The sequence below is a fragment of the Fimbriimonadaceae bacterium genome (genome assembly GCA_019638775.1).
GTDB lineage: Bacteria > Armatimonadota > Fimbriimonadia > Fimbriimonadales > Fimbriimonadaceae > JAHBTD01.
Map to the genome: position 1 here is coordinate 1 of JAHBTD010000005.1, position 19,573 is coordinate 19,573.

General features: G+C 57.4%; 12 protein-coding genes. 8 read left to right on the forward strand and 4 right to left on the reverse strand.

Annotated elements, in window-relative coordinates; all coding sequences use genetic code 11:
* Positions 1–186: 186 nt before the first annotated feature.
* Positions 187–3,342 carry a hypothetical protein gene (locus KF784_15595; protein MBX3120482.1) on the reverse strand — a complete coding sequence of 1,052 codons (3,156 nt, stop codon included), beginning with the start codon at positions 3,340–3,342 and terminating at the stop codon, positions 187–189.
* Positions 3,343–3,655: 313 nt separating this feature from the next.
* On the opposite strand from KF784_15595, the gene KF784_15600 reads away from it, so the two are divergent.
* The 6 genes from KF784_15600 to KF784_15625 all read left to right on the forward strand — a co-directional run bounded on the left by KF784_15600 (position 3,656) and on the right by KF784_15625 (position 10,417).
* Complete coding sequence (locus KF784_15600) at positions 3,656–5,863, forward strand: hypothetical protein (protein MBX3120483.1); 2,208 nt, start codon at positions 3,656–3,658, stop codon at positions 5,861–5,863.
* The gene (locus KF784_15605) at positions 5,860–6,747 is read left to right on the forward strand and encodes a sugar ABC transporter permease (protein MBX3120484.1); all 888 of its coding nucleotides are present in this window, start codon (positions 5,860–5,862) and stop codon (positions 6,745–6,747) included. The genes KF784_15600 and KF784_15605 overlap by 4 nt, the downstream gene beginning before the upstream one ends.
* Complete coding sequence (locus KF784_15610) at positions 6,744–7,619, forward strand: carbohydrate ABC transporter permease (GenBank protein MBX3120485.1); 876 nt, start codon at positions 6,744–6,746, stop codon at positions 7,617–7,619. The genes KF784_15605 and KF784_15610 overlap by 4 nt, the downstream gene beginning before the upstream one ends.
* Positions 7,620–7,863: 244 nt before the next feature.
* Positions 7,864–8,733, forward strand: a complete 870-nt coding sequence (locus KF784_15615) for a sugar phosphate isomerase/epimerase (GenBank protein ID MBX3120486.1) — start codon at positions 7,864–7,866, stop codon at positions 8,731–8,733.
* Complete coding sequence (locus KF784_15620; protein ID MBX3120487.1) at positions 8,730–9,851, forward strand: Gfo/Idh/MocA family oxidoreductase; 1,122 nt, start codon at positions 8,730–8,732, stop codon at positions 9,849–9,851. Before KF784_15615 ends, KF784_15620 begins: the two co-directional genes overlap by 4 nt.
* Before the next feature lie 203 nt (positions 9,852–10,054).
* Positions 10,055–10,417 (forward strand): hypothetical protein, encoded by a 363-nt coding sequence (locus KF784_15625; GenBank protein ID MBX3120488.1) that lies wholly within the window; start codon positions 10,055–10,057, stop codon positions 10,415–10,417.
* Positions 10,418–10,429: 12 nt separating this feature from the next.
* Here the strand turns inward: KF784_15625 and KF784_15630 are convergent, their stop codons facing one another.
* Positions 10,430–12,988 carry a hypothetical protein gene (locus tag KF784_15630; protein MBX3120489.1) on the reverse strand — a complete coding sequence of 853 codons (2,559 nt, stop codon included), beginning with the start codon at positions 12,986–12,988 and terminating at the stop codon, positions 10,430–10,432.
* Between the two features lie 203 nt (positions 12,989–13,191).
* A complete protein-coding gene (locus KF784_15635; GenBank protein ID MBX3120490.1) occupies positions 13,192–15,933 on the reverse strand; it encodes a glycoside hydrolase family 95 protein in 2,742 nt (913 codons plus the stop codon).
* Between the two features lie 222 nt (positions 15,934–16,155).
* On the opposite strand from KF784_15635, the gene KF784_15640 reads away from it, so the two are divergent.
* Positions 16,156–16,416: a GlsB/YeaQ/YmgE family stress response membrane protein gene (locus KF784_15640; GenBank protein MBX3120491.1), complete on the forward strand. Its 261-nt coding sequence runs from the start codon at positions 16,156–16,158 to the stop codon at positions 16,414–16,416.
* 28 nt (positions 16,417–16,444) lie between these two features.
* Entirely contained in the window at positions 16,445–17,122 is a 678-nt protein-coding gene (locus KF784_15645) for a hypothetical protein (GenBank protein ID MBX3120492.1), read from the forward strand.
* Here KF784_15645 and KF784_15650 read toward each other — a convergent pair.
* Complete coding sequence (locus KF784_15650; GenBank protein ID MBX3120493.1) at positions 17,119–19,533, reverse strand: hypothetical protein; 2,415 nt, start codon at positions 19,531–19,533, stop codon at positions 17,119–17,121. The genes KF784_15645 and KF784_15650 overlap by 4 nt on opposite strands.
* Positions 19,534–19,573: the final 40 nt, after the last annotated feature.

A 19,573-nucleotide genomic window follows, 5' to 3' on the forward strand; every position in this document is an offset into this window, starting at 1 on the left:
ACGGAGGGATGGAACCCTTTGGGGAGGGTTGAGGCATCAGAGGCAGGTCAGCTATGAGCTATCAGCGATCGGCTATCAGCTATCGGCTATCAGCGATCTTTGAGATTAGGGAGCGTGAAGAGGGATGACCGCAGGTTGCGAGCTTCTGGTCAACTGTTGCCCGCTACTCCCTACTGCCCCTGCTCACTATCCCACTTCGATCGCCAGCACATCGCCCGTATTGAGCGCGAACCCCGTCAGGAAGGTCGCCTCGCCAAACCCAGCCGACACAGCTTTCATCGAAGCATTGATCGCCTTGCCGTTGACCGTCAGCTTTGCCGACGCAACGTCGCCCGAAGCGGGCAGCGACAGCTTGCTCAGCCTTAGTTTTCCGTAGCTGATCGTGAGCTTGAAGGAGTGTCTTCGTCCGGTCGACCTCTGCTCGTAGCTGCCCCAGCCTTCGGCGGCGATGAAGGCGGCTTTGAAGTTCTCCTTGCCCCATGCCGGGCTGAAGGAGAGTTCGCCCTTCGGGCCGTGGTATTTGAACCCGAGCGCGCCGTTATAGACGCCGTAGCTCGCCATCGCGCGGGCGTAGTGGTCGGAGCATTCGATCTCGTTGTAGGGGTTGCGGCGGGCCGCGCTGTAACGGTCGTCGACGGTCTTCGTGATGGTTAGGCCCTCATCCACCAAGCCTTCGTAGAGCATGTGCCCGGCGACTTGGTACTCAAACCCGGTCCAACACTCGTTGAAGTACATCGCCGCCCACGCGTCGGCACCCTTGGCAACCGCGATCTCAGAGCCGCCGTGAGGCCAGGTGCAAACCAGCAGACCCGCTTCGCCAGGCATGGCGAACCATCGCCCGCCCTTCACGTTCTTGTTGTTCTCGCGGTAGGGGCCGATGTCCGGGCAGAAGTTGTATTTGTAGAGCGACTTGAGCGCGCTGACGGTTTCGGACTGAGTCTGCACACGCGGAAGGCCGAGCTGCCACATATAGCTTTGCCCGAACGCCTGGTCGGCGTGGCAGCCGTTGCCGGTGGCGTTGGTTTCGGGGTGGTTGGGGTCGAGCTTGTGGATGAAGTATTCGCCGTTGTAGAGGTCCTTCGTCATCCGTGCCATGCCGGAATCGGCGATGCGTCTGCACTTGGCAGAGAATGCCGTGTCGCCCATCTCCGATGCCATCGCTTCGCCCGCTCGGAGGGCTCCACAATAAAGGGAGCTGATCCATGCCATCGGGCCGTACCAAGTCGCGTCGAGCGTATTGAACTGAGCGCCTTCGAGGATGCCGTCGTCGTCCAAGTCCTGGCCGATCATGTATTCGATCGACTTCTTCACCCGGGGCCATATCCGCCTTAAAAAGGCGCTGTCGGCAGACATTGTGTGCTCGCGATAGACGCGCATGATGGTGCCGCACTGACCGTCGTGGGCGACCGACTGCCATGCCTCGCCGCGATGCCCAAGGGCCCCGCTTTCGTGGAAGCCGATGGTGTAGTCGGCGCGAGCGCGCAGGTCGCGCTCCAGCGCCGGGAAGACGCGCCCCACGGCCTGGGCATACTGCCAAACGTGAGTGCAGGTGCCCGCGCAGCAGTAGATGCCCTCCCAGCCGTAGAAGCGGTCGTTGTCGAAGCGGTAGCAGGTTTGGCTTGCGAGGATACTGGTGGGCATGAAGGTGCGCTCAAGAAACCAGTGGGGGAGCGTGGAGTCTTCGTACCAGGTCTTCACCCATTTGCGGGTTTCGCCAGCGAGGCGGTCGAAGTTCGTGGCGACGTAGGCGACCACGTCCTTGGCATCCTTGAATCGCTTGGCGTAGTGTCGCTTTAGCTTTTGGATGTCTTGGAGAAAGCCGAGCTCTTTGCGGTCGGGGTTGGGGAAGTGCCAGGCCACTGCAAAGGTGACCTCCTGCGTTTCTCCCGCTCTGAGATCAATCGTCGTCAGGAGCTTCTCCGAGCCATCAGCTTCTGGAGCGGTTCGCTTCAGATTTGGGTGCGCACTCAGGACGGCGATGGCGAACGATCCGGCATCGGGTTCGTCTTCGTACTTCTGTGGGTCCAGCCGGGGCTGGTCGGAGAAGACGATGTGGTCGATGGATATCTGGCCCCAGCCGCCTCTCTCATTGTCGACGACTTCGAGGACGGCCTGCTTGCCCATGAACTCCTTCACGTCGAAATTGCCCGCACGCATCAGGTTGGAGTTGGGTCCTGCGATGGTGCGGACCTGCTTGCCGTCAACGAGAAGATTGACACACGTTTTGCCAGGATGATTTCCGCCACCGATCAGGAACGTAATGTAATTTCGCTCAATGGTGAAGGGGATGCTGGTGAGCTTTCCGACATGCTGATCTGCCTGCACTACGTCCCCGCCTGCACGCCAATGATGGGTGTTGGCGGAGCGTTTACCTTGGCCTCCGATGGCTCCCATATAATCCGGCATCTTGTCATGCTCGACGGGGCCTGCGCCAAACGCGGTGCCTTCGACCTTCCACTTGGTGTAGGTCTCGGACTCGAAGTCGTCGAAGAGGATATCGGGGCGGGAACTCTCGCTTGCAGACCGCCCTATCCCAAAGAACTGCACCCCGACAAAGCTATCGTCGAGAAATCGATCCGATACCAGTTCGACCTTCCTTAGCGTTCTTGCCCGCCTTGCCACCGGATTGTTGGACACTATCCCGAGCGTCACACTTTTTGCCGACTGAGATTTGTTCGTTACCTTGTAGCTAAGAATCGTGCAAGGTATGCCCGAGTCGTCGGTGTTGAGAGGAATAAAGGGAGAAAACGCCTCAAGGGTGATTTCGCAGGATTCCGCTGGGTCCGAATAGCGAACTTGTCCGATGGGATAGCGGCCTATAAACTCCGTTGCCGAGAACGACTTGCGGCTCAGTTCTGCCATCTCGCGGTCGCCTTGGAAGAAGACACCAAAGTTATGATCGTTGCCCGGCTTCATCGGCTTGGCATAGTTTGCGCCGTTGCGGATGGTGCCGATGTCCTTGTTCGGCAGATTGAAGATGTCCCAGCACCAGAGTCTGCCGTCTCCGCTCAAGTAAAGCTGCCCGCAGCAGATGCCGCCCACGGGCATCCCGATATGATCCAGCGCCTCGCCGGAAACGACGGTCGGCTTGCCTCTTTCGCGGAGCATTGCCTGCCATTCCTTCGACCGCTTCTTATCCACCGGCACAAGGTTCTGCTGCTTGGTGATCCGAAGGAGTTCGCCAGGTTGGACGACGCCAAGAGCAAGGAACCCTCCGGCGGCGCCTTTGAGCACGGTCCGGCGTGAGGTTTCCGGATCGGATTCGTTCATCGCGTCGGCGAGCTGATCTCGCTCGTTGGTGTTGCACGGCTTAGGCTGAGGCAGTGGCTTCTTGCGGGGCATGGAGATTGTTTCGACGTGAGACTGTAGGTTCCTTCAAAGGAGTTTGTGGCGTTTAGGAGAACTTTAGGTGGGATGGGGTGAAATGGTGTTGGTAAGTCGTGAGTCGTGAGTCGTGAGTCGTGAGTCGTGAGGCGTGAGGCGTGAGGCGTGAGGTGTAAGGCGTAAGGCGTAAGGCGTAAGGCGTAAGGCGTGAGTGTTGAGTGCTGAGTGCTGAGTGTTGAGTTGGGGGGTATCAGTCATCGGCGATCAGCTGCCGGATACTTCCGATAGCGGTTCGCAGATAGCTGATCGCTGATTACAGGAGGCATGAGTGATGAGCTTAATAGTCGCAGGATTAGCAATGATGGCTTTAGGAGGTTCGATGATGGGAGAGTCTATTCAGTCGTTGCCTGCCTCACAGATGAAGGCATCCAAGGATGATTGGCTCTTAGGCCAAGGCGACAATGTGACGCGCGTTTTTCATGACCGCGAACAGAACTCGCTCATCCTTGCAAACGGCCTCGTCGCACGAAGGTTCTTTACGCATCCAACGGGTTTGGGCACCTTTTCTATCGAAAACTTGGTGAGCCAGGAGACGTTAGTTCGTGCCGTGCGGCCCGAAGCCTTACTGACTCTCAATGGAACGGAATACACGATTGGTGGCTATTCTGGACAACCTGACTCGGGTTATTTCCTACTGGACTGGTTGAAGTTGATGACGCCTAATCCAAGCCGGGCAAATTCGGGTGGCTTTGTGGCTGCGTCCACGCTTCCAAGGTTTGAGTGGAAGGCAGTCCGACTGTCTGAGGGCAAGTCATGGCCCCCGAAAGGTGTTCACATATTCTTGAACACCGAATTGAAAATCAAGGAGTCAGATACGCCGGTTAGAGTGGAAGTCCACTACGAGATGTATGACGGCTTGCCCTTGATGAGCAAGTGGGTGACGATTAGGAACGTCACCGACAAGCCGATTCGTCTCAACTCCTTCATCGTCGAGCAGTTGGCGATGGTTGAGCCGGAGTCGCAGGTTGACCATCAGGCCGAATGGCTGAAGCCGAACGTGACGGTTCTGACCGATTACTCGTTTGGCGGGATGGCGACGATGAACTCTGCCAAATGTGTGAACTGGGTGCCTGACCCCGACTACAAGACGCAGGTCAATTACGATTTGAAGACTCCTTGTTTGCTGGAGGTTAAGCCACCGCTTGGGCCGGATGTGGATATTCAGCCGAACAGTTCGTTCGACACCTTCCGAATCTACGAACTGTTTCACGACTCTTGGGATCGGGAGCGTAAGGGGCTTGCTGTGCGCAAAATGATGCGGACCATCGCTCCGTGGTGCACCGAGAACCCGCTCATGCTGCACCTGACGAGCACGGATCCGAAGGTTGTTCTTCCTGCCATCGACCAAGCGGCGGAAGTCGGTTTTGAGATGGTGATCTTTAGCTTTGGGAGTGGGCTGAATATGGAGGATGCGTCACCTGGGAATATTGCCAAGTTCAAGGAGTTTCGCGATTACGCCAGAAAGAAGGGGCTGGATTTGGGCGGCTATTCGCTTCTGGCGAGTCGTCGGATTGACGATAAGAACGATGTTATCAACCCCAAGACTGGGAAACCTGGGGGTGCGATTTTTGGGAATTCTCCGTGTCTTGAAAGCGAGTGGGGGCATCGCTATTTTGACGATCTAAAGGCGTTTATCCGGGGAACTGGGTTCAGCATTCTCGAGCACGATGGAAGCTACCCGGGCGATGTTTGCGCCTCGACAACCCATCCCGGACACAAGGGTTTGGAGGACTCTCAGTGGACGCAGTACCAGCGCATCAAGGAGCTTTATGAGTGGTGCCGGGGAGAGGGGATTTACCTGAACATCCCCGACTTCTATTTTTTGGTCGGGGGAAGCAAAACTGGGATGGGCTATCGGGAGACGAACTGGTCGTTGCCAAGGGCGCAGCAGCACATCCACTGCCGCCAAAACCTCTATGACGGCACTTGGGAAAAGACGCCGAGCATGGGCTGGATGTTTGTGCCGCTGGTTCAGTATCAGGGCGGCGGAGCGGCTGCCACTATCGAGCCGTTGAAGGATCATCTTCAAGACTACGAGATGCATTTGGCGAACAACCTCGGCTACGGTGCGCAGGCTTGCTATCGCGGACCACGGCTGTACGATACGCCGGAGACGAAGGCCGTTGTCGTGAAGTGGGTGTCGTGGTTCAAGAAGTACCGCGACATATTGGAGTCGGATGTGATCCACGTTCGACGGGCGGACGGACGCAATCTCGATTGCATTCTTCACGCAAATCCAGCTTTGGAGCGCAAGGGGATGGTGATGGTTTACAATCCGACTCATGAGCCGCTGACTCAAGAGATCACGTTGCCGCTGTATTACACAGGAATCGAAAATGAGTGCATGATCGGCGAGCAGGATAAGAGCTCAAAAAAGGTCAAGCTGAGCCGCGATTATAAGATTACGATCAAGCCGACCGTGCCGCAAATGAGCTGCATTTGGTATGTGGTTCGGGATGCTGAGGTTGCCAAGAAGTGAACCGCAAGGGGCGTACGGCATTCATTTTCGCGTATCTGGCGCCAGCGGTTCTGTTGTATGCGGTCTTTGTGGTTTGGCCCCTGATCCAGTCGGTGGTGATCTCGTTTACAAACTGGCGCGGGCTTTCCGACCAGAAGGACTATGTCGGGCTTGAGAATTACGAGCGGCTGATAAAGGACGAGGCGTACATCACCGCCGTCAAGAACAACCTTTGGATTCTGGTTTTTGGCGGGTTGGCGATCCTTGTGGTGGGGTTGTTGATGGCTCACGCCGTTCAAGGCGATGGAAAGCTTGCCAAGGTTTTGCGTGCCACGTACCTCATTCCCCATGTCATCTCTCTGGTTGTAGTGGCGATCTTGTGGGCGTTTCTCTATCATCCATCGTTCGGGTTGGTGACGCAGGGTGGAGAGATGGTTGGGATTCGACAGCCCGAAGCCGGATATCTGGGCGATCTTGACGCAGCGCTGCCAGCCGTGACGTTGGCTTTTGTTTGGTACGCGGTTGGGTTTTACATCATGCTCTTTGCGGCGGGGCTTAAGAACATCCCGAGCGACATTTCAGAGGCGGCGTCTTTGGATGGGGCGGCGGGGCTTACGCGATTTTGGCGGGTGACGTGGCCTTTGATGTGGTCGGTCCGTAAGGTTGCCGTGACGTATATCGTCATCACGGTGATCAACATTTTTGCCTTGGTGCAGGTGATGACGCGGGGTGGAAACCCCGACCGGCGCACTGAGGTGATGCTGAGCTACTTCTTTGAGAAGGGGCAAGAGCAAGGAAGATATGGCCAAGGCGCGGCTATTGCCGTGACGAACTTGGCTTTGGCTCTCGGCGTGGCGCTTATTCTTATGTTTGTGTTCCGAAAGAACCCCGAGGCCAGGCGATGAGGCAGCGCTCTGGGCGGCGTCTAACCCTGCCCGATTTGGCAAGTTTCCTCCTTACGCGGTTGGGCATGGGGTTGTTTTTGGCGGCGGTTATCCTCCCGCTGCTGTGGGTGTTGATCTCGTCGGTCAAATCGAGTACGGAGATTTTTGGCTCGCCTTGGAGTTTGCCCGAGAGTCCGCAATGGTCGAACTACAGCGGAGCTTGGGGGGATGCGGGAATCGGTCGGCATTTTCTCAATTCACTGGTTGTGTGCGTGGCGACCCTTGTTCTCTTGCTGCCGATTGGGTCGATGGCGGCCTACGTCTTTGCCAAATACCCTTTTCGAGGGTCGAAGTCGCTTTTCAGCGTCTTTCTCGGCGGGATGATGTTTCCGAATCTGTTGGTCATCATTCCTGTTTTCCTGCTTTTGAAATCTCTGCCTGGTGGGAGTGAAGGGCTCGTCGACACTAAGACAGGGCTTGTGCTCGTGTACGTCGCATTTTCCTTGTCCTTCACGGTGTTTGTGATGAGCGGATTCTTTGAAGCGCTGCCCGACGAGCTTGGCGAGGCGGCGATGCTTGATGGCTGTGGGCATTCCGGAATCTTTTGGAAGGTGATGTTTCCGCTCGCTCGTCCGGGGATGATTGTGGTTGGCATTTTCAATGCGATTGGGTTATGGAATGAATATAACTTGGCGGTTGCCTTAATTCATACACCCGAGAACCTAACGCTGCCTTTAGCGCTTGCCGATCTGACGACGAAGGGAACCTATGAGAGCGATTGGGGGATGCTCTTTGCGGCGATGGTGATTGTGATGCTGCCGATCATCGTGGTTTATTGGATTTTCCGAGAGAAGATTCACGAGACGATGCTGGCAGGCGCGATTAAGGGGTGAGTTGGGAGCGATGAGCGATGAATGATGAATAGGGAGTCTTGGACATCGAAGAGGGACGAGTTGGTGGGCTCAAGTGTGCTGCAATGACTTCTTTTTTCAGATTTCAGATTTCAGACCTCTGACCTCTGACCTCTGTTTGCGATCTCTTCCAGCGGGTCCTTTTAGCCTTCATTTAGTAGCCGTTGGTAAACTCGCCCAAAAATTGCTGCGCCGACCTTGGCCAGCTGCGCTGCGACTCAACCTTATGCTGTTAAAATCTCTCAATTACTGGTCTGTGCCAGGTGGCCTCGAAGGCACACTCGACGTTTTCAATTTCCTTCAAACTGCAAAAGAACACCGCTTCGACGCTGTTGAAGTGGCGATCGGCGAGGCCGGGTCCGCTTTCGGCACGGATGCGACCGAGGCGCGATGCAAGGAGGTTCTTGCTGAGGCCGAACGCCTTGGCGTGAAGGTCGCGAGCACGGCGAGCGGGCTCTATTGGGGCCGCAACCTCGCCGACACCGATGCCGCGCTCAGCGCTCAGGCTGCCGACGATCTGAAGAAGATGCTCCAGATCACACAGTGGCTGGGCTGCCGGACGCTCCTCACCATCCCCGGCGCGGTGGACGTTTTCTTCATGCCCGAGCGCGGCGTGAACAGCTATGACGGAGTTTGGGATCGGGCTACGGTGGGCATCCGCGCCGCCCTCCCGACCGCGGAGGCGTGCGGCGTGCGTATGGGGATCGAGAACGTCTGGAACAAGTTCTTGGTCAGCCCGATGGAGATGGCGAGCTTTATCGACCAGTTCGACAGTCCCTGGGTGGGCGCTTATGTGGATGTCGGCAATGTGCTTCCGTTCGGCTATGGCGAACAGTGGCTGCGGATATTGGGCGAGCGCGTGGTCGGAATTCACTTTAAGGATTTTCGCAAAGCGGTCGGCAATCTCGACGGCTTTGTCGATCTTCTGGAAGGGGATGTTAACTGGCCAGAAGTGATGGCGGCGATAGGGGAGATCGGCTATGACGGGCCGCTCGTCGCAGAGATGATCCCTTACTATGCGCACTATCCGATGGTGCGTATCGCCAACACCTCTAACGCGATGGATGCGATCATGGGTCGGGGTTTCCGAAGTTGAGTATGCGTTTTGGCGTGGTGGGGTGGGGTCTGCGGAAGCACCTACCCATCTTGATGCATCGCCCCGAAGATGGCTTTGTACTGGCAGCGTTGGCGGATCCGAGTGAAGAGGCCCAAGCCGACTTTAAGTCCAAAACAAACGACTCTGTTTTTCTTACCGCTGATTATCGCGATCTGCTGGATAAGGGGCTGGATGCCCTCTTTATCCTGTCGCCCGACTGGCTGCACGAGGAGCAGGCCATCGCCTGCTTACAGGCGGGCGTTCCGGTTTATCTGGAGAAGCCGATGGCGATTACGGTTGAGGGGTGCGACCGGATTCTTGAGGCCGCCAAGCAGCACAACACCAAGCTGTACGTGGGCCACAACATGCGCCACTTTGGGATGGTTCGCAAGATGCGTGAGTGGATTCAGGCAGGGTACATCGGCGAGGTGAAGACGGCTTGGTGCCGACACTTTATCAGCTATGGCGGCGAGGCTTACTATCGGGATTGGCATGCAGACCGCACCCAGTCCACTGGGCTCTTGCTGCAAAAGGGCGCGCACGATATTGACGTTTTGCACTGGCTCTGCGGCGGCTACGCCAAGCGCGTGACGGCGATGGGGTCGCTAATGGTTTATGGCGATATCACCGACCGGCAGGAGCCTGGCGAGAAGGCCAACGTCACGATTCGTCCGACCTGGCCCCCGTCCTCGCTGTCGAAGCTCAATCCCGTGGTGGACGTGGAGGATGTGAGCATGATGCTGATGGAGTTGGACAACGGGGTGCTTGCCAGCTATCAGCAGTGTCACTTTGCGCCCGATGCGTGGAGGAACTATACGATCATCGGTTCGCGCGGGCGGATTGAGAATTTTGGGGATGCTCCGGGGTCTTCGGTCGTCCGGCTGTGGGAGACATCAAGGCTGGGCTATGCCGAGCATGGCGATCTGGAGTATCGGCAGCCTCCGGCGGTTGGGCCGCATGGAGGGTCGGACCAGGCGATCCTGGATGAGTTTGTGAATTACCTGACGCACGACGCGCCGACGGATACCTCTCCGATTGCGGCGAGGATGGCGGTCGCGGCGGGCTTTGCGGCAACGGAGTCGCTGAGGAACGACAGTGTGCCGGTTGAGATTTGCTAGGGGCTTTTTTGGGGGGCGTCGGCAGGTTGTTGGCAGGTTGTCGGCAAGTTGTCGGCAAGTGGTCGGCAGGTGGTCGGCAGGTGGTCGGCACGTTGTTGGCAGATGGTCGGCAAGTGGTCGGCACGTTGTTGGCAGATGGTTGGCAGGTGGTTAGGGAGTTAAGACCCTCCTTCGCAAGCGACGGAGGGATGAGAATAACATCCATGAAGCAGGCGAAAATTGGAATATCGGCACTTTTTGCCCTGCCTACAAGCGCCATAGCCTGTAGCGGAGCGGACGTCCAGGATTCGATCCGAGCCGCGATTCGTTTCGCCTATTTCAATGCCGCCTTCATGACCATTGCCCTTGGTGTGTCTTTCTTTATTGCTAAGAAGTCACCGATCACCGGACTGATTACTGTGTTCATAGGGATTCTTCTGGCTTTGCATCCGGCGTGGACCGTGAACGCATGGGGCGGAGACTGTGGCATTGGCAAGGCCAGTGCCGCAGTCGTGCTTTCCCTATTCAGCGGTATCGTCGTCGTGGTTCAACATGCTTGGGCGAAGCGCACTTTAGCTAAAGATTGAGGCATCTATATATTAATCATCATCCTCATCCACTGCATTCTTGTCCAGCTTAAGCCCCTTTGACTTTAGCCCTCGACCGTGCGGGCCGACCCAATCTGTCGGATACGGTTTGGTTCCCATCGTGAGCCGCCAGACAAGACGATTCAGCGTGTTCTCATCGGCGCGGTCGGGGAGAGAGAAGTCGATCTTCGCGCTGATGTCGGCCAGTTTTTGCATCTCGGGCGTCATCTCTTCACGGCGTGGGTTCAGCTCGTCCAGTGGGATGTTGTTGGGGAGGCATTTGAACGGTGTGAGGTCTGGCTTGTCGGTGAAGACATCGCGCATCGGGTCGGACAGAGCGACGAACTGCGTCATGGGGGTGATGCCCAGCATCAAGCACATCGTGTGGAGTACGGAGGTCTGGTTGTAGAACGTGCTGTTGACGGCCTTGCGCTTGGTGTAGGGGCTCACGACCAGACACAGCGAGCGGTGCCCATCGATATGGTCCCACCCGTTTTGAGGGTCGTCCTCGTTGATGAAGATCGCCATCTTGCTCCAGTACGGAGAGTTTGTGAGCGCCTCCACGATCTGCCCCATCGCAAGATCGTTGTCGGCCATGTGAGCACGTGGTGTTGGCATTCCTGCCGAGCCGCCGCTGCCGTGATCTTCGGGCAGATAGATGACGGTCAGGTTCGGCATGGTCTTCATCGCCTTGAACTTTTTGAGGAAGATGTCGGCACGGACTACGTCGGGAATCCCCATATTCCACCCCGGAAAATCGGGATCGCTGTAGGCGCGGATGCGCTCGACGCTGATGTTTTTGGGATATTTGTAGCTGTTCTTTCCAGCCACAAAGTCGTCGTAGATCTCCTTCCAAGTGCCTTTGGGATCGGAGGTGGCGTAGTCAAACTCGCCGAAGTTCAGCACGCTCATACCGTTTGCCAGGACGTGATCCCAGAGGAACCCGGTCGCGGCGACGTTGAGCGGGTCGTCTCCGCCGAACGGATAGCTTCGCGTCCATCCGCCAAACGACTTCTCAAGGTAGCTGCTGGCGTAGCCCTCCATCGCCCAAGAGTGCCCGTCGGCGCTGAGGATGCCGTTGCAGTAGTAGTTGTCGAGGAGGACGAACTGCTCGGCAAGGGCGTGGTGGTTTGGGCTCACCTCACGGGGGAAACTGCATAAGCTGGGCTCGCCATCTCCCTGAGGCATGTCGCCAAAGACCTGGTCGTAGGTGCGGTTCTCTTTGATGATGTAGACCACGTGCTCGATCGTCGATGCTTCTCCGGGCTTGTTTGGAACCGGTTTGGGGGTTCCTTTGCGCTGAGATCGCTCGGCGGCGAGCAGGGCTTGGGGCACGCCCGCGTCATCAAGCGACTGCTTGGTCCACGCTGCAAGCTGGGCAGCGTCGGGGAGCTTGGCGATGTTGATTGAACCGGTGTGTCCGTGGGTGTTGAATTCGTTCATTCGGCGCGGGCTTCGGGAGCCGGTGCCCTTGGCGTTGGTGACGACGATGCTGTCCCCGGCGAGCACAACCCCGCTGGGATACCACGCCGTTGGGATGAAGCCCTTGGGTTTGCCCGATGCCAAATCGACGACGGCGATGGCATTGTTGCCGCCGTTGGCGACGTAGAGGGTGCGACCGTCCGGCGATAAGGCGAGCGCGTTTGGCATGCTGCCGAAGAGGAGTTTGGGGTCGGGCTTGATATTGAGCTTTTGCTTGACGTTGCCCGTCGTCGAATCCAGAATCGCCACCGTATCTTCATTCGCACATGCGACGAAGACACGCTTGCCCCGCTCGTCGAGCAAGACTTGGTTGGGTTGCAGCCCAACGGGGGTGTGCTTCTTGATCGTCTTGGAGGTGAGGTCTACTTGGACAACCGTTGCTTCCTTTGTGACCCCTCGGAAGTCGATCTCGACTTCTGTCCCGGCAGACTTTTGTGTCATGACGCCGGGTTTTGGCCTTTGGCCACCCCAGCATGAAACCCATGCGGTTTTCCCGTCGCTGGACACAGCGACATCAAAGGGGGCGATATCGACGTCGAATTGGCTCTCAATCTTGCCGTCGCCCAGATTGACGATGGCGAGCTGGTTGGAGCGTGAGAGGCAGACGAAAGCTTTCGATCCGTCGCCCGAAAATGTGAAACCGCACGGATAGGACGCCCCGCCGACTGGTGCAGCAGGGAAGGTGACCTTGCGCTTCCACACGTACTTGCCGTTCTCCAGAACGGCTTGCTCAAGGTCGTTGCCCGCGTCGGTCAGCCAAACCGAGCCATCGGGAGCTTCCGCGATGCCGTGGAGAGAAGTTCCGCCGGAGATGCTCAGCTCCTGGATGACCTTTTTCTCGACGATATCGACGACGATTAGCCCACGGCTATCTTTAGCGAAGAATCGTTTGCCATCGCGTGAGAGCACTCCGTCGATGGGGCGACCGTTGACAACGAGGTTCGTCCCGGCTGGGCGCACGATCTGGTCAGTTGGGACGAGGGATGCGGTGGGCGAAAGCTCGCCAACCACTCGTTTCTGTTGGCACCCGGCAACGAAGGAGAGGGCGGCAAGACTGACGATGACGAAGGTGGTTGAGCTTGTGCGCATGGGGAACCTCTTGGGTCATTTTGCCCCTTTTGCGCTCCGGAGTCCACTCCCTTTCGCTAAAAGGGCCCAGGCGTAACTTTCTCTTAATGCCCAGGCGTGACACTGTAAGGCGTCGCGGCACTTGGGAAACGAAATCTGGGGCGGGCGATAACGACTAACAGTTCAATAAAGGTATTGGCCGGGTACTCCCGGCCGTTTTTTTGTCAACCCTCGATTACCAGAGTGTCGCCGTTTGCGAGTCCTGTGCTCAGGATATCCATGCCTGTCGTCTTACTCTTCGCAGACTTGGGGGACCAATAGGTTTCGGTGCCGTCAACTTTGACACGGCACATCCCAGTCCTTCCTGCTTTGATCTTTGCCCTGACGAGCTTGCCATCCTTCCACTCGATATCTACCGTGTAGTCGCCTCTTGCCTTCAGGCCTTTCACACTGCCGCTTGCCCATGCTTTCGGCAAAGCGGGGAGTAGGCGAATGAACCCTTCGTGGCTTTGGAGGAGCATCTCGGCAATCCCGGCTGTGCCGCCAAAGTTGCCGTCGATCTGAAAGGGGGGATGGTCGTCGAAGAGGTTGGGGAGGGTGGATTTGATGAGCAGTTGGCGGAGGTTTTCGTGGGCTAGATCGCCTTCGTGGAAGCGTGCCCAGAAGTTGATGATCCAGGCTCGCGACCATCCGGTGTGACCCCCGCCTTTGCTCAATCTTCCTTCGAGAGATTTGCGTGCGGCTGCCATATACTCTGGCGTCTTCTCAAAAGTGAACTGGTTGCTGGGGTGCATTCCGTACAGGTGCGACATGTGCCGATGCCCCGGCTCGGCCTCTTCGTACTCCTTGTCCCATTCGAGAATGCGTCCGTCTTTTCCGATCTGGGGAAGCGCCAGCTTGCCAAGGCTTTCTTTGACGCGCTTGGTGAAGGCATCGTCAATCCCCAACAGTTTTGCAGCCTCAAGGGTGTTCGTGAACGTCTCCCAGATAATCTCCTGATCCATCGCCCCGCCCATCACAAGATTGAGGTTTTGGCCTTGGTAGCGGTAGGTGTTTTCGGGGGAAGTTGAGGGGCCGGAAACCAGCTTGCCAGTGCGTGGATCGGTGACGAGCCAGTCCAAGAAGAACTCGCTGCATAGCTTGAGATTCGGGTAGGCGCGGTTTTTGAGAAAGGCGGGGTCTTGTGTGTAGCGGTAGTGCTCCATGAAGTGCGCCGAACACCAGCCTGCACCCATCACCCACATCCCCCAAACCGGGTGCCCGGTGAGGGCGGCGAAGAGGTTGACGTCGGTGGTGTGCCCAAGGGCGATTCCGTTGAAACCGAGTGTCTTGGCTAGCCCACGACTGCTTGGCACCAACGCCTCCATCAACCAAAAGAAAGGATCATGGCATTCGCTGAGGTTGGTGACTTCGGCGGGCCAATAGTTCATCTGGATGTTGATGTTGGTGTGGTAGTCGACGTTCCAAGGTCCGGCGATGTGCTGGCTCCACAGCCCTTGAAGGTTGGCGGGCATATCTCCCTTGCGTGAGGATGCGATGAGCAAGTAGCGTCCGTACTGGAAGTAGAGAGCTTCCAGGTTGGTGTCCGTTCCGTCGGCTTTCACTTTGGCGAGACGCTCGTCGGTGGGGAGGTTGGGGGCTTCGCCAAGGTCGAGTTGAACGCGCTTGAAGAGCTTTTGGTAATCGGCGAGGTGATTTGAATAAAGCTCCTGATAAGTCTTGTCCGCGATGCGTTTTAAGTCATCTTCGCAGGCTTTGATGAGGTCGGTGGTCTTGCGGACTGTTGGGTTTTTCAGGTCGTAATCCGTCTCGCAAACGAGAGATATCAAAACAGAGTCTGCGTTCCGGATGGAAAGGCTGTTTCCGTTTACGCTGATCGTTCCCCCTTTTGTGGAAACGCGGACGATGGCAGCGAATTTGGTGCCGGGTTTGACGCCTCCGTGAGAGGCTTGTCCCACCATGATTAGCCCCTTCCCATCCTCGGTCGGCTTGGTGGTCGTGCCTTCCGAGCGGGCGAGATCAAGGTCGAAGTTGATTGCATTGATGCGGTCGGTTACGATTTGGGTAATGATTGCCTTGTCGGGATGCGATACGAAGGTTGACCGCGAATAGGCAACTTCATTAAGGCGGTAACCGGTGGTTGCTTCGGCGGTGTCTAAATCGAGACTTCGCCGATACGTGCTTGGGCGCACCTCCGAATCCAGCGCGACTTCTTTTGCCAAGTGTCCCGCGCCACCGCCATTTTGGACGGCGATTGCCAGCAAGTTTTTCCCGGGTTTTAGGGCCTTGGAAGCATCGAATTGGAACGGTCGATCCCACGCATTCGTGCGTCCGATCTCGACACCGTTGAGGGTGACGATGCTGCTGTCGTCGATGGGGCTGAGGTTCAGGGTGCGGTTCAGCTCTGCGGGATCGGAACCGAGATCAAACTCTGTTCGAAAGACCACCCAGCTTTGGGCGGGGACTTCCAAATCGTTGGCCGTTTTCCAACTGGAATCGTCGTAGGATGGGGAGAGTTCGGCTTGGTTTAACTCTTTGGAAACGGGTCCACGTTTCCACTTTTCGATTCGGATGGGTTTGGGCAGCTGAACCCCAGGATAGTGAAACTTCATCTTGAGGTCGCCCAAGGTCTGATAGCTTCTTGGCTCAATGGGGTCTGCCATTAAATCTTGGGCAATGATCTGTTGAGCCTTGGCTTGATCGCCTGCGAAGTAGGCTTCTCGGGCTTTCTTGATCGCTTCGGCGCTGGTTGCCGGATTCTTGGGAACGGGGCCGCCCGCCCAGATCGACTCCTCGTTGAGCTGAATCCGTTCCTCCGCCACTCCGCCAAAGACCATCCCTCCCAATCGGCCGTTGCCAATAGGAAGGGCCTCCTCCCATCGTGTGGCAGGATGCCTAAACCAGATCATGAGGTCGTTTTCGGGAGCGTCGAGTTGCATGGCGAGGGCGGCGATAACGGTGATCATCTTGTTCGGTTAGCCTATCACCTTTGCGCATTGAGACCGAGCCAATTTATTCGGGTTTTGGACTGAAACTCCTCGCCTGGAGTTATGATCCGAGCGAAAGGGATCTGAGGACCTGAAGAGGGTGATCTTGTGAATTGCCAACTGACTCTCGTTCGTAAGCGAGGGGATTGAAGCACGGGACCCTTGCAACCCTGGGCTCGGTCCGGCGTAAGCAGGAATACGATGCTTCATTGGATTTGGCTTTTGGTTATTGGTCTTATCGCCGGCGCTCTCGCCAAAGCGATCATGCCCGGAGACAAGATGGAGCCCAAGGGCTGTCTTATGACGAGCCTGCTGGGTATCGCTGGTTCCGTTCTGGTTGGGTTTACGATGCGCACTTTCCTCGGTACGTCGGGCGGCGGTGGGCTGATCGGAACGATCGTCGGTGCGACGATCGGGGCTTGCATTCTGATTTGGCTGGGCCGCGTCTTTACGAAGAAGTAGGCGTCCTGCCGTGTAAGATAGGCTCGAGATGATTCCGGCAGACACGGCATGGTTCAACCGGGCTTTGTGGAAGCAGTGGATCTTGCTGACGACGGTCGGTCTGCTGGCTGTCCTTGCATTCAAGCTGCCGCTTGTGATGGCTGGCTGGAATCTTGTCTTTGGTTCACAGCCAAACAAAGGGCTAGTCGCTTTCGCAACTGTCCTGGCTGATTTCTCTGGCTGGTGCACATACGCCTGGCTTCAGGCGACCATCGTCAAGGAGATCTATCCGACCTGTCAAAGGATGAAATGGGTCTTTGCTACATCGAGCCCATATTTGCTTTTGACGCTTAGCGCTTTGCCCTCGTACTTCATTTATTCCCCAGCAGCAAATCAGCCTCCGGGGCCCCATACGCAGACTCACCCAGCCTATATTATCCTTGCTAGCTTCTTCATGGGATTGCTGTTCTCGGTTCCTCAGTGGTTTTTGCTGAAGAGGTTCGCAAAAAAGGCTGGTGTGTGGATTTTGTGTCAGACAGTTGCTTTTGGGGTGGCGGGATGGATACTGGTTCTCTGTCTGTTGCCCGACCCTGCTCGCTTCACGGTCGGCTACGACTTCGGCTTCGCCCTTGGTGCGACACTCATCGAAGGAGTCTTGGTGGGTGTTATCGGCGGGCTCGCTTTCTACAAGATGCAGCCCCTTCAAACGACCGAAGCCGCAGACTAATCCCGCAGACGAGCTTCCGGCTTCACACTGAGCCGACCTTCGATCACATCAACCCGCAGCTCTGCGTCCGGCATCCGTTCGACCGTGCCCCACGCCCCAGGCACCGAGAAGAACGATTTGAACGGCTCCTTCTGAGCTTCGAGCGTACCGTCGATGCCGTCGTAGCGCAGCCCGGTCCAGGCCAGGAACAGTCCGTAGGAGGCGAGGGCGCGGGCGTAATGCGAGCCGCATTCGTACTCGTTCCAGGGGTTTCTCCGCTTTCCGTCGTGGCGTTTGCGGATGGCGCGAGCGATGGATTCGGCTTCGTCACGCAGGCCGTGGTAGGCCAGGTGGGTGGCGACTTGGTATTCGATTCCGGTCCAGGCTTCATCCGAGTAGGGGAAGGGATAGTGAGGGCGTCCGCCGCTGGGCCAGGAGCACAGAAGCAGACCGGTTTCATCGCGGAAGGCGTACACCCGCTGTAGGTTTTCGTGGTCGCCGAGCGGATCACGAAAGTTGTGCCTGTAGATCGAGCGCAGGGTTTGGGTGACGAGGTCGCGGTCGATCAGGTCCCCCAATCCGGCGACTTCGGCGCAAAGCTGTCCGAAGACTTGGTCGGTGAGGCACCCGTGCCCATGCTGATATTTGGGGGCGTCGGCTTCGGTGTAGGGATTTTCTTGGATGAAAAAGTCGCCGTTCCATAGCCGCTCCTTCGTTGCCTTCGCGCCTTTTTCAATCAAGGCTTGGTACTTGTCGGCGTGTTCGGCATCTCCAAGGTGGCGGCAAATCTCCTCGGCGGCGCTGAGGGCCCCGAGATAGAAGAATTGGGTGAGCGGGTTTGGGCCTTGGAAGTTGATGTCGTAGGTGTTGTGCATGTCGCCATCGACGAGGCCGTCCTGGTCGCGATCCCACTGCACCCAGGAATACTCCAGGGCAAAGTGAGCCTTGGGCCAAATCTCTTTGAGCCAAGCGTCGTCGCCGCTCCATCGCCAGTCGCGGTAGATCTGGATGATCTGCCCGAGCTGACCATCGCTTGCCGCGTGCCACAGGTAGCTTTCTTTGGCGAGGGGGAGGATCATGCGGAAGTTGAGGGCCCCCTTCTTGCCTTCTCCGCCACAGTTGAAACCGAACTTGAACGCCGTATCCAGGAAGCTCCGCTGGATGTCGGGGAAGAGGCAGGCGTGGGTGAGGGCGTAGTTCCAAACGTGCGAGCAGGTGCCTTCGCAACAGCCGCTTTGGGGCGAGCATCCCTCCCAAGCCCAGAAGCCGCCGTCTTCCAGACGGATGACGGTCGGCGTGTGGAGGATGGAGGCGGTCGCGGAGACACATTCGATAATCGACTTAGGCAATGTTGAGTCGAGAAGGGCGTCTTCGAACTTGCTGGTGCGGTCGGCGAGTTCGTCAAACCGCCCGAAGAAGTCGTCGGCGACGGCCCAAGCGTCGGTGTGTTGGGTGGCGTAATACTGCGTCCAGAGCAGTTCTTCACCAGGCTCTTTCTTGCCCCAATACTTGTCGATGATGGGGAAGTGCCAGGCGATGAGGAACGGAATTTCGGCGACCTCGCCGGGGACGAGCTTGACTCGGCATCCTAGCGATCCGGACATGGGCTTGCCGCTGTCGGATTCGGGGTTGGGGCCGAGGGTGCCCGTCTCGCGGAAGCGGTTCCAGAAGGTGGCGATGCAATCCCACCAGCCGGTGACTTCCCAGCGCTCGGTGTAGTCCACGTTGGACCAGCTTGTGGTGAGCGAAGCGGTGCCGAATCCTAATTCGCCGTGGCTGAAACGCTCGTTTTCGAAGAAGATGCCTCGGCAGTTCGATCCTTGACGGTAGGTGTTTTTGGTCTTGTCGGGCGTTGTCTCGGTGGCGTCCATCATCGCGTGGACGGGGTTCAGCATGGTCCAGGCAAGGCACAGCTCGACCGGCTTGTCGCCGGTGTTTTCGATGCGGTAGTTGAGGCTGGCACAGGGGTAGCTGGAGGCTTGAGTGTCCTGCGGGATAAAAGGGTTGAACGCGCTCAGCTCGATCTTGAGCGGGAAGTTCTCTTTGTGAAATCGAATGCGGGCGAAGGGGAAAGTGCCCGCGAATTCGATGCTGTCGAAGCATGGCAAGCCGTCCATCTGGGAGAAGAAATGTCCGTGCCCGTATGACCAGTAGCCCATGCTCTCGCCGACGAAGTCACGGACTCGCGGGCCCTGCAACGCCAGCGCTCTTGCCTCTTCGCCTTCGGGCTGGAGCCACAGCGCAGGGAAGGTGTAGGCGAGCATTTTGCCCTTGTTCGGTCTGCCGAAAATCTCCCAGTCACGCAGGTTACCACGACCGTCCAGGCTGACGCATCCGGTGCCGATGCCGCCTAGGGGGAAGGCGATTTCGCGCAGGTGTTCGCCTTTGTAGGTGTAGGGGGAGTTGTCAAAGCCGGGGCGAAAGAGCGACATGGCGCGAGTATAGACAGGATTTGCCGCGCAAAAGTCAATG

Excerpts from the sequence above, each read along its gene's own strand:
- KF784_15595 (MBX3120482.1), bottom strand. The coding sequence starts at position 3,342 with ATGCCCCGCAAGAAGCCACTGCCTCAGCCTAAGCCGTGCAACACCAAC.
- KF784_15600 (MBX3120483.1), top strand. The coding sequence starts at position 3,656 with ATGAGCTTAATAGTCGCAGGATTAGCAATGATGGCTTTAGGAGGTTCG.
- KF784_15610 (MBX3120485.1), top strand. The coding sequence starts at position 6,744 with ATGAGGCAGCGCTCTGGGCGGCGTCTAACCCTGCCCGATTTGGCAAGT.
- KF784_15615 (MBX3120486.1), top strand. The coding sequence starts at position 7,864 with ATGCTGTTAAAATCTCTCAATTACTGGTCTGTGCCAGGTGGCCTCGAA.
- KF784_15625 (MBX3120488.1), top strand. The coding sequence starts at position 10,055 with ATGAAGCAGGCGAAAATTGGAATATCGGCACTTTTTGCCCTGCCTACA.
- KF784_15630 (MBX3120489.1), bottom strand. The coding sequence starts at position 12,988 with ATGCGCACAAGCTCAACCACCTTCGTCATCGTCAGTCTTGCCGCCCTC.
- KF784_15635 (MBX3120490.1), bottom strand. The coding sequence starts at position 15,933 with ATGATCACCGTTATCGCCGCCCTCGCCATGCAACTCGACGCTCCCGAA.
- KF784_15640 (MBX3120491.1), top strand. The coding sequence starts at position 16,156 with ATGCTTCATTGGATTTGGCTTTTGGTTATTGGTCTTATCGCCGGCGCT.
- KF784_15645 (MBX3120492.1), top strand. The coding sequence starts at position 16,445 with ATGATTCCGGCAGACACGGCATGGTTCAACCGGGCTTTGTGGAAGCAG.
- KF784_15650 (MBX3120493.1), bottom strand. The coding sequence starts at position 19,533 with ATGTCGCTCTTTCGCCCCGGCTTTGACAACTCCCCCTACACCTACAAA.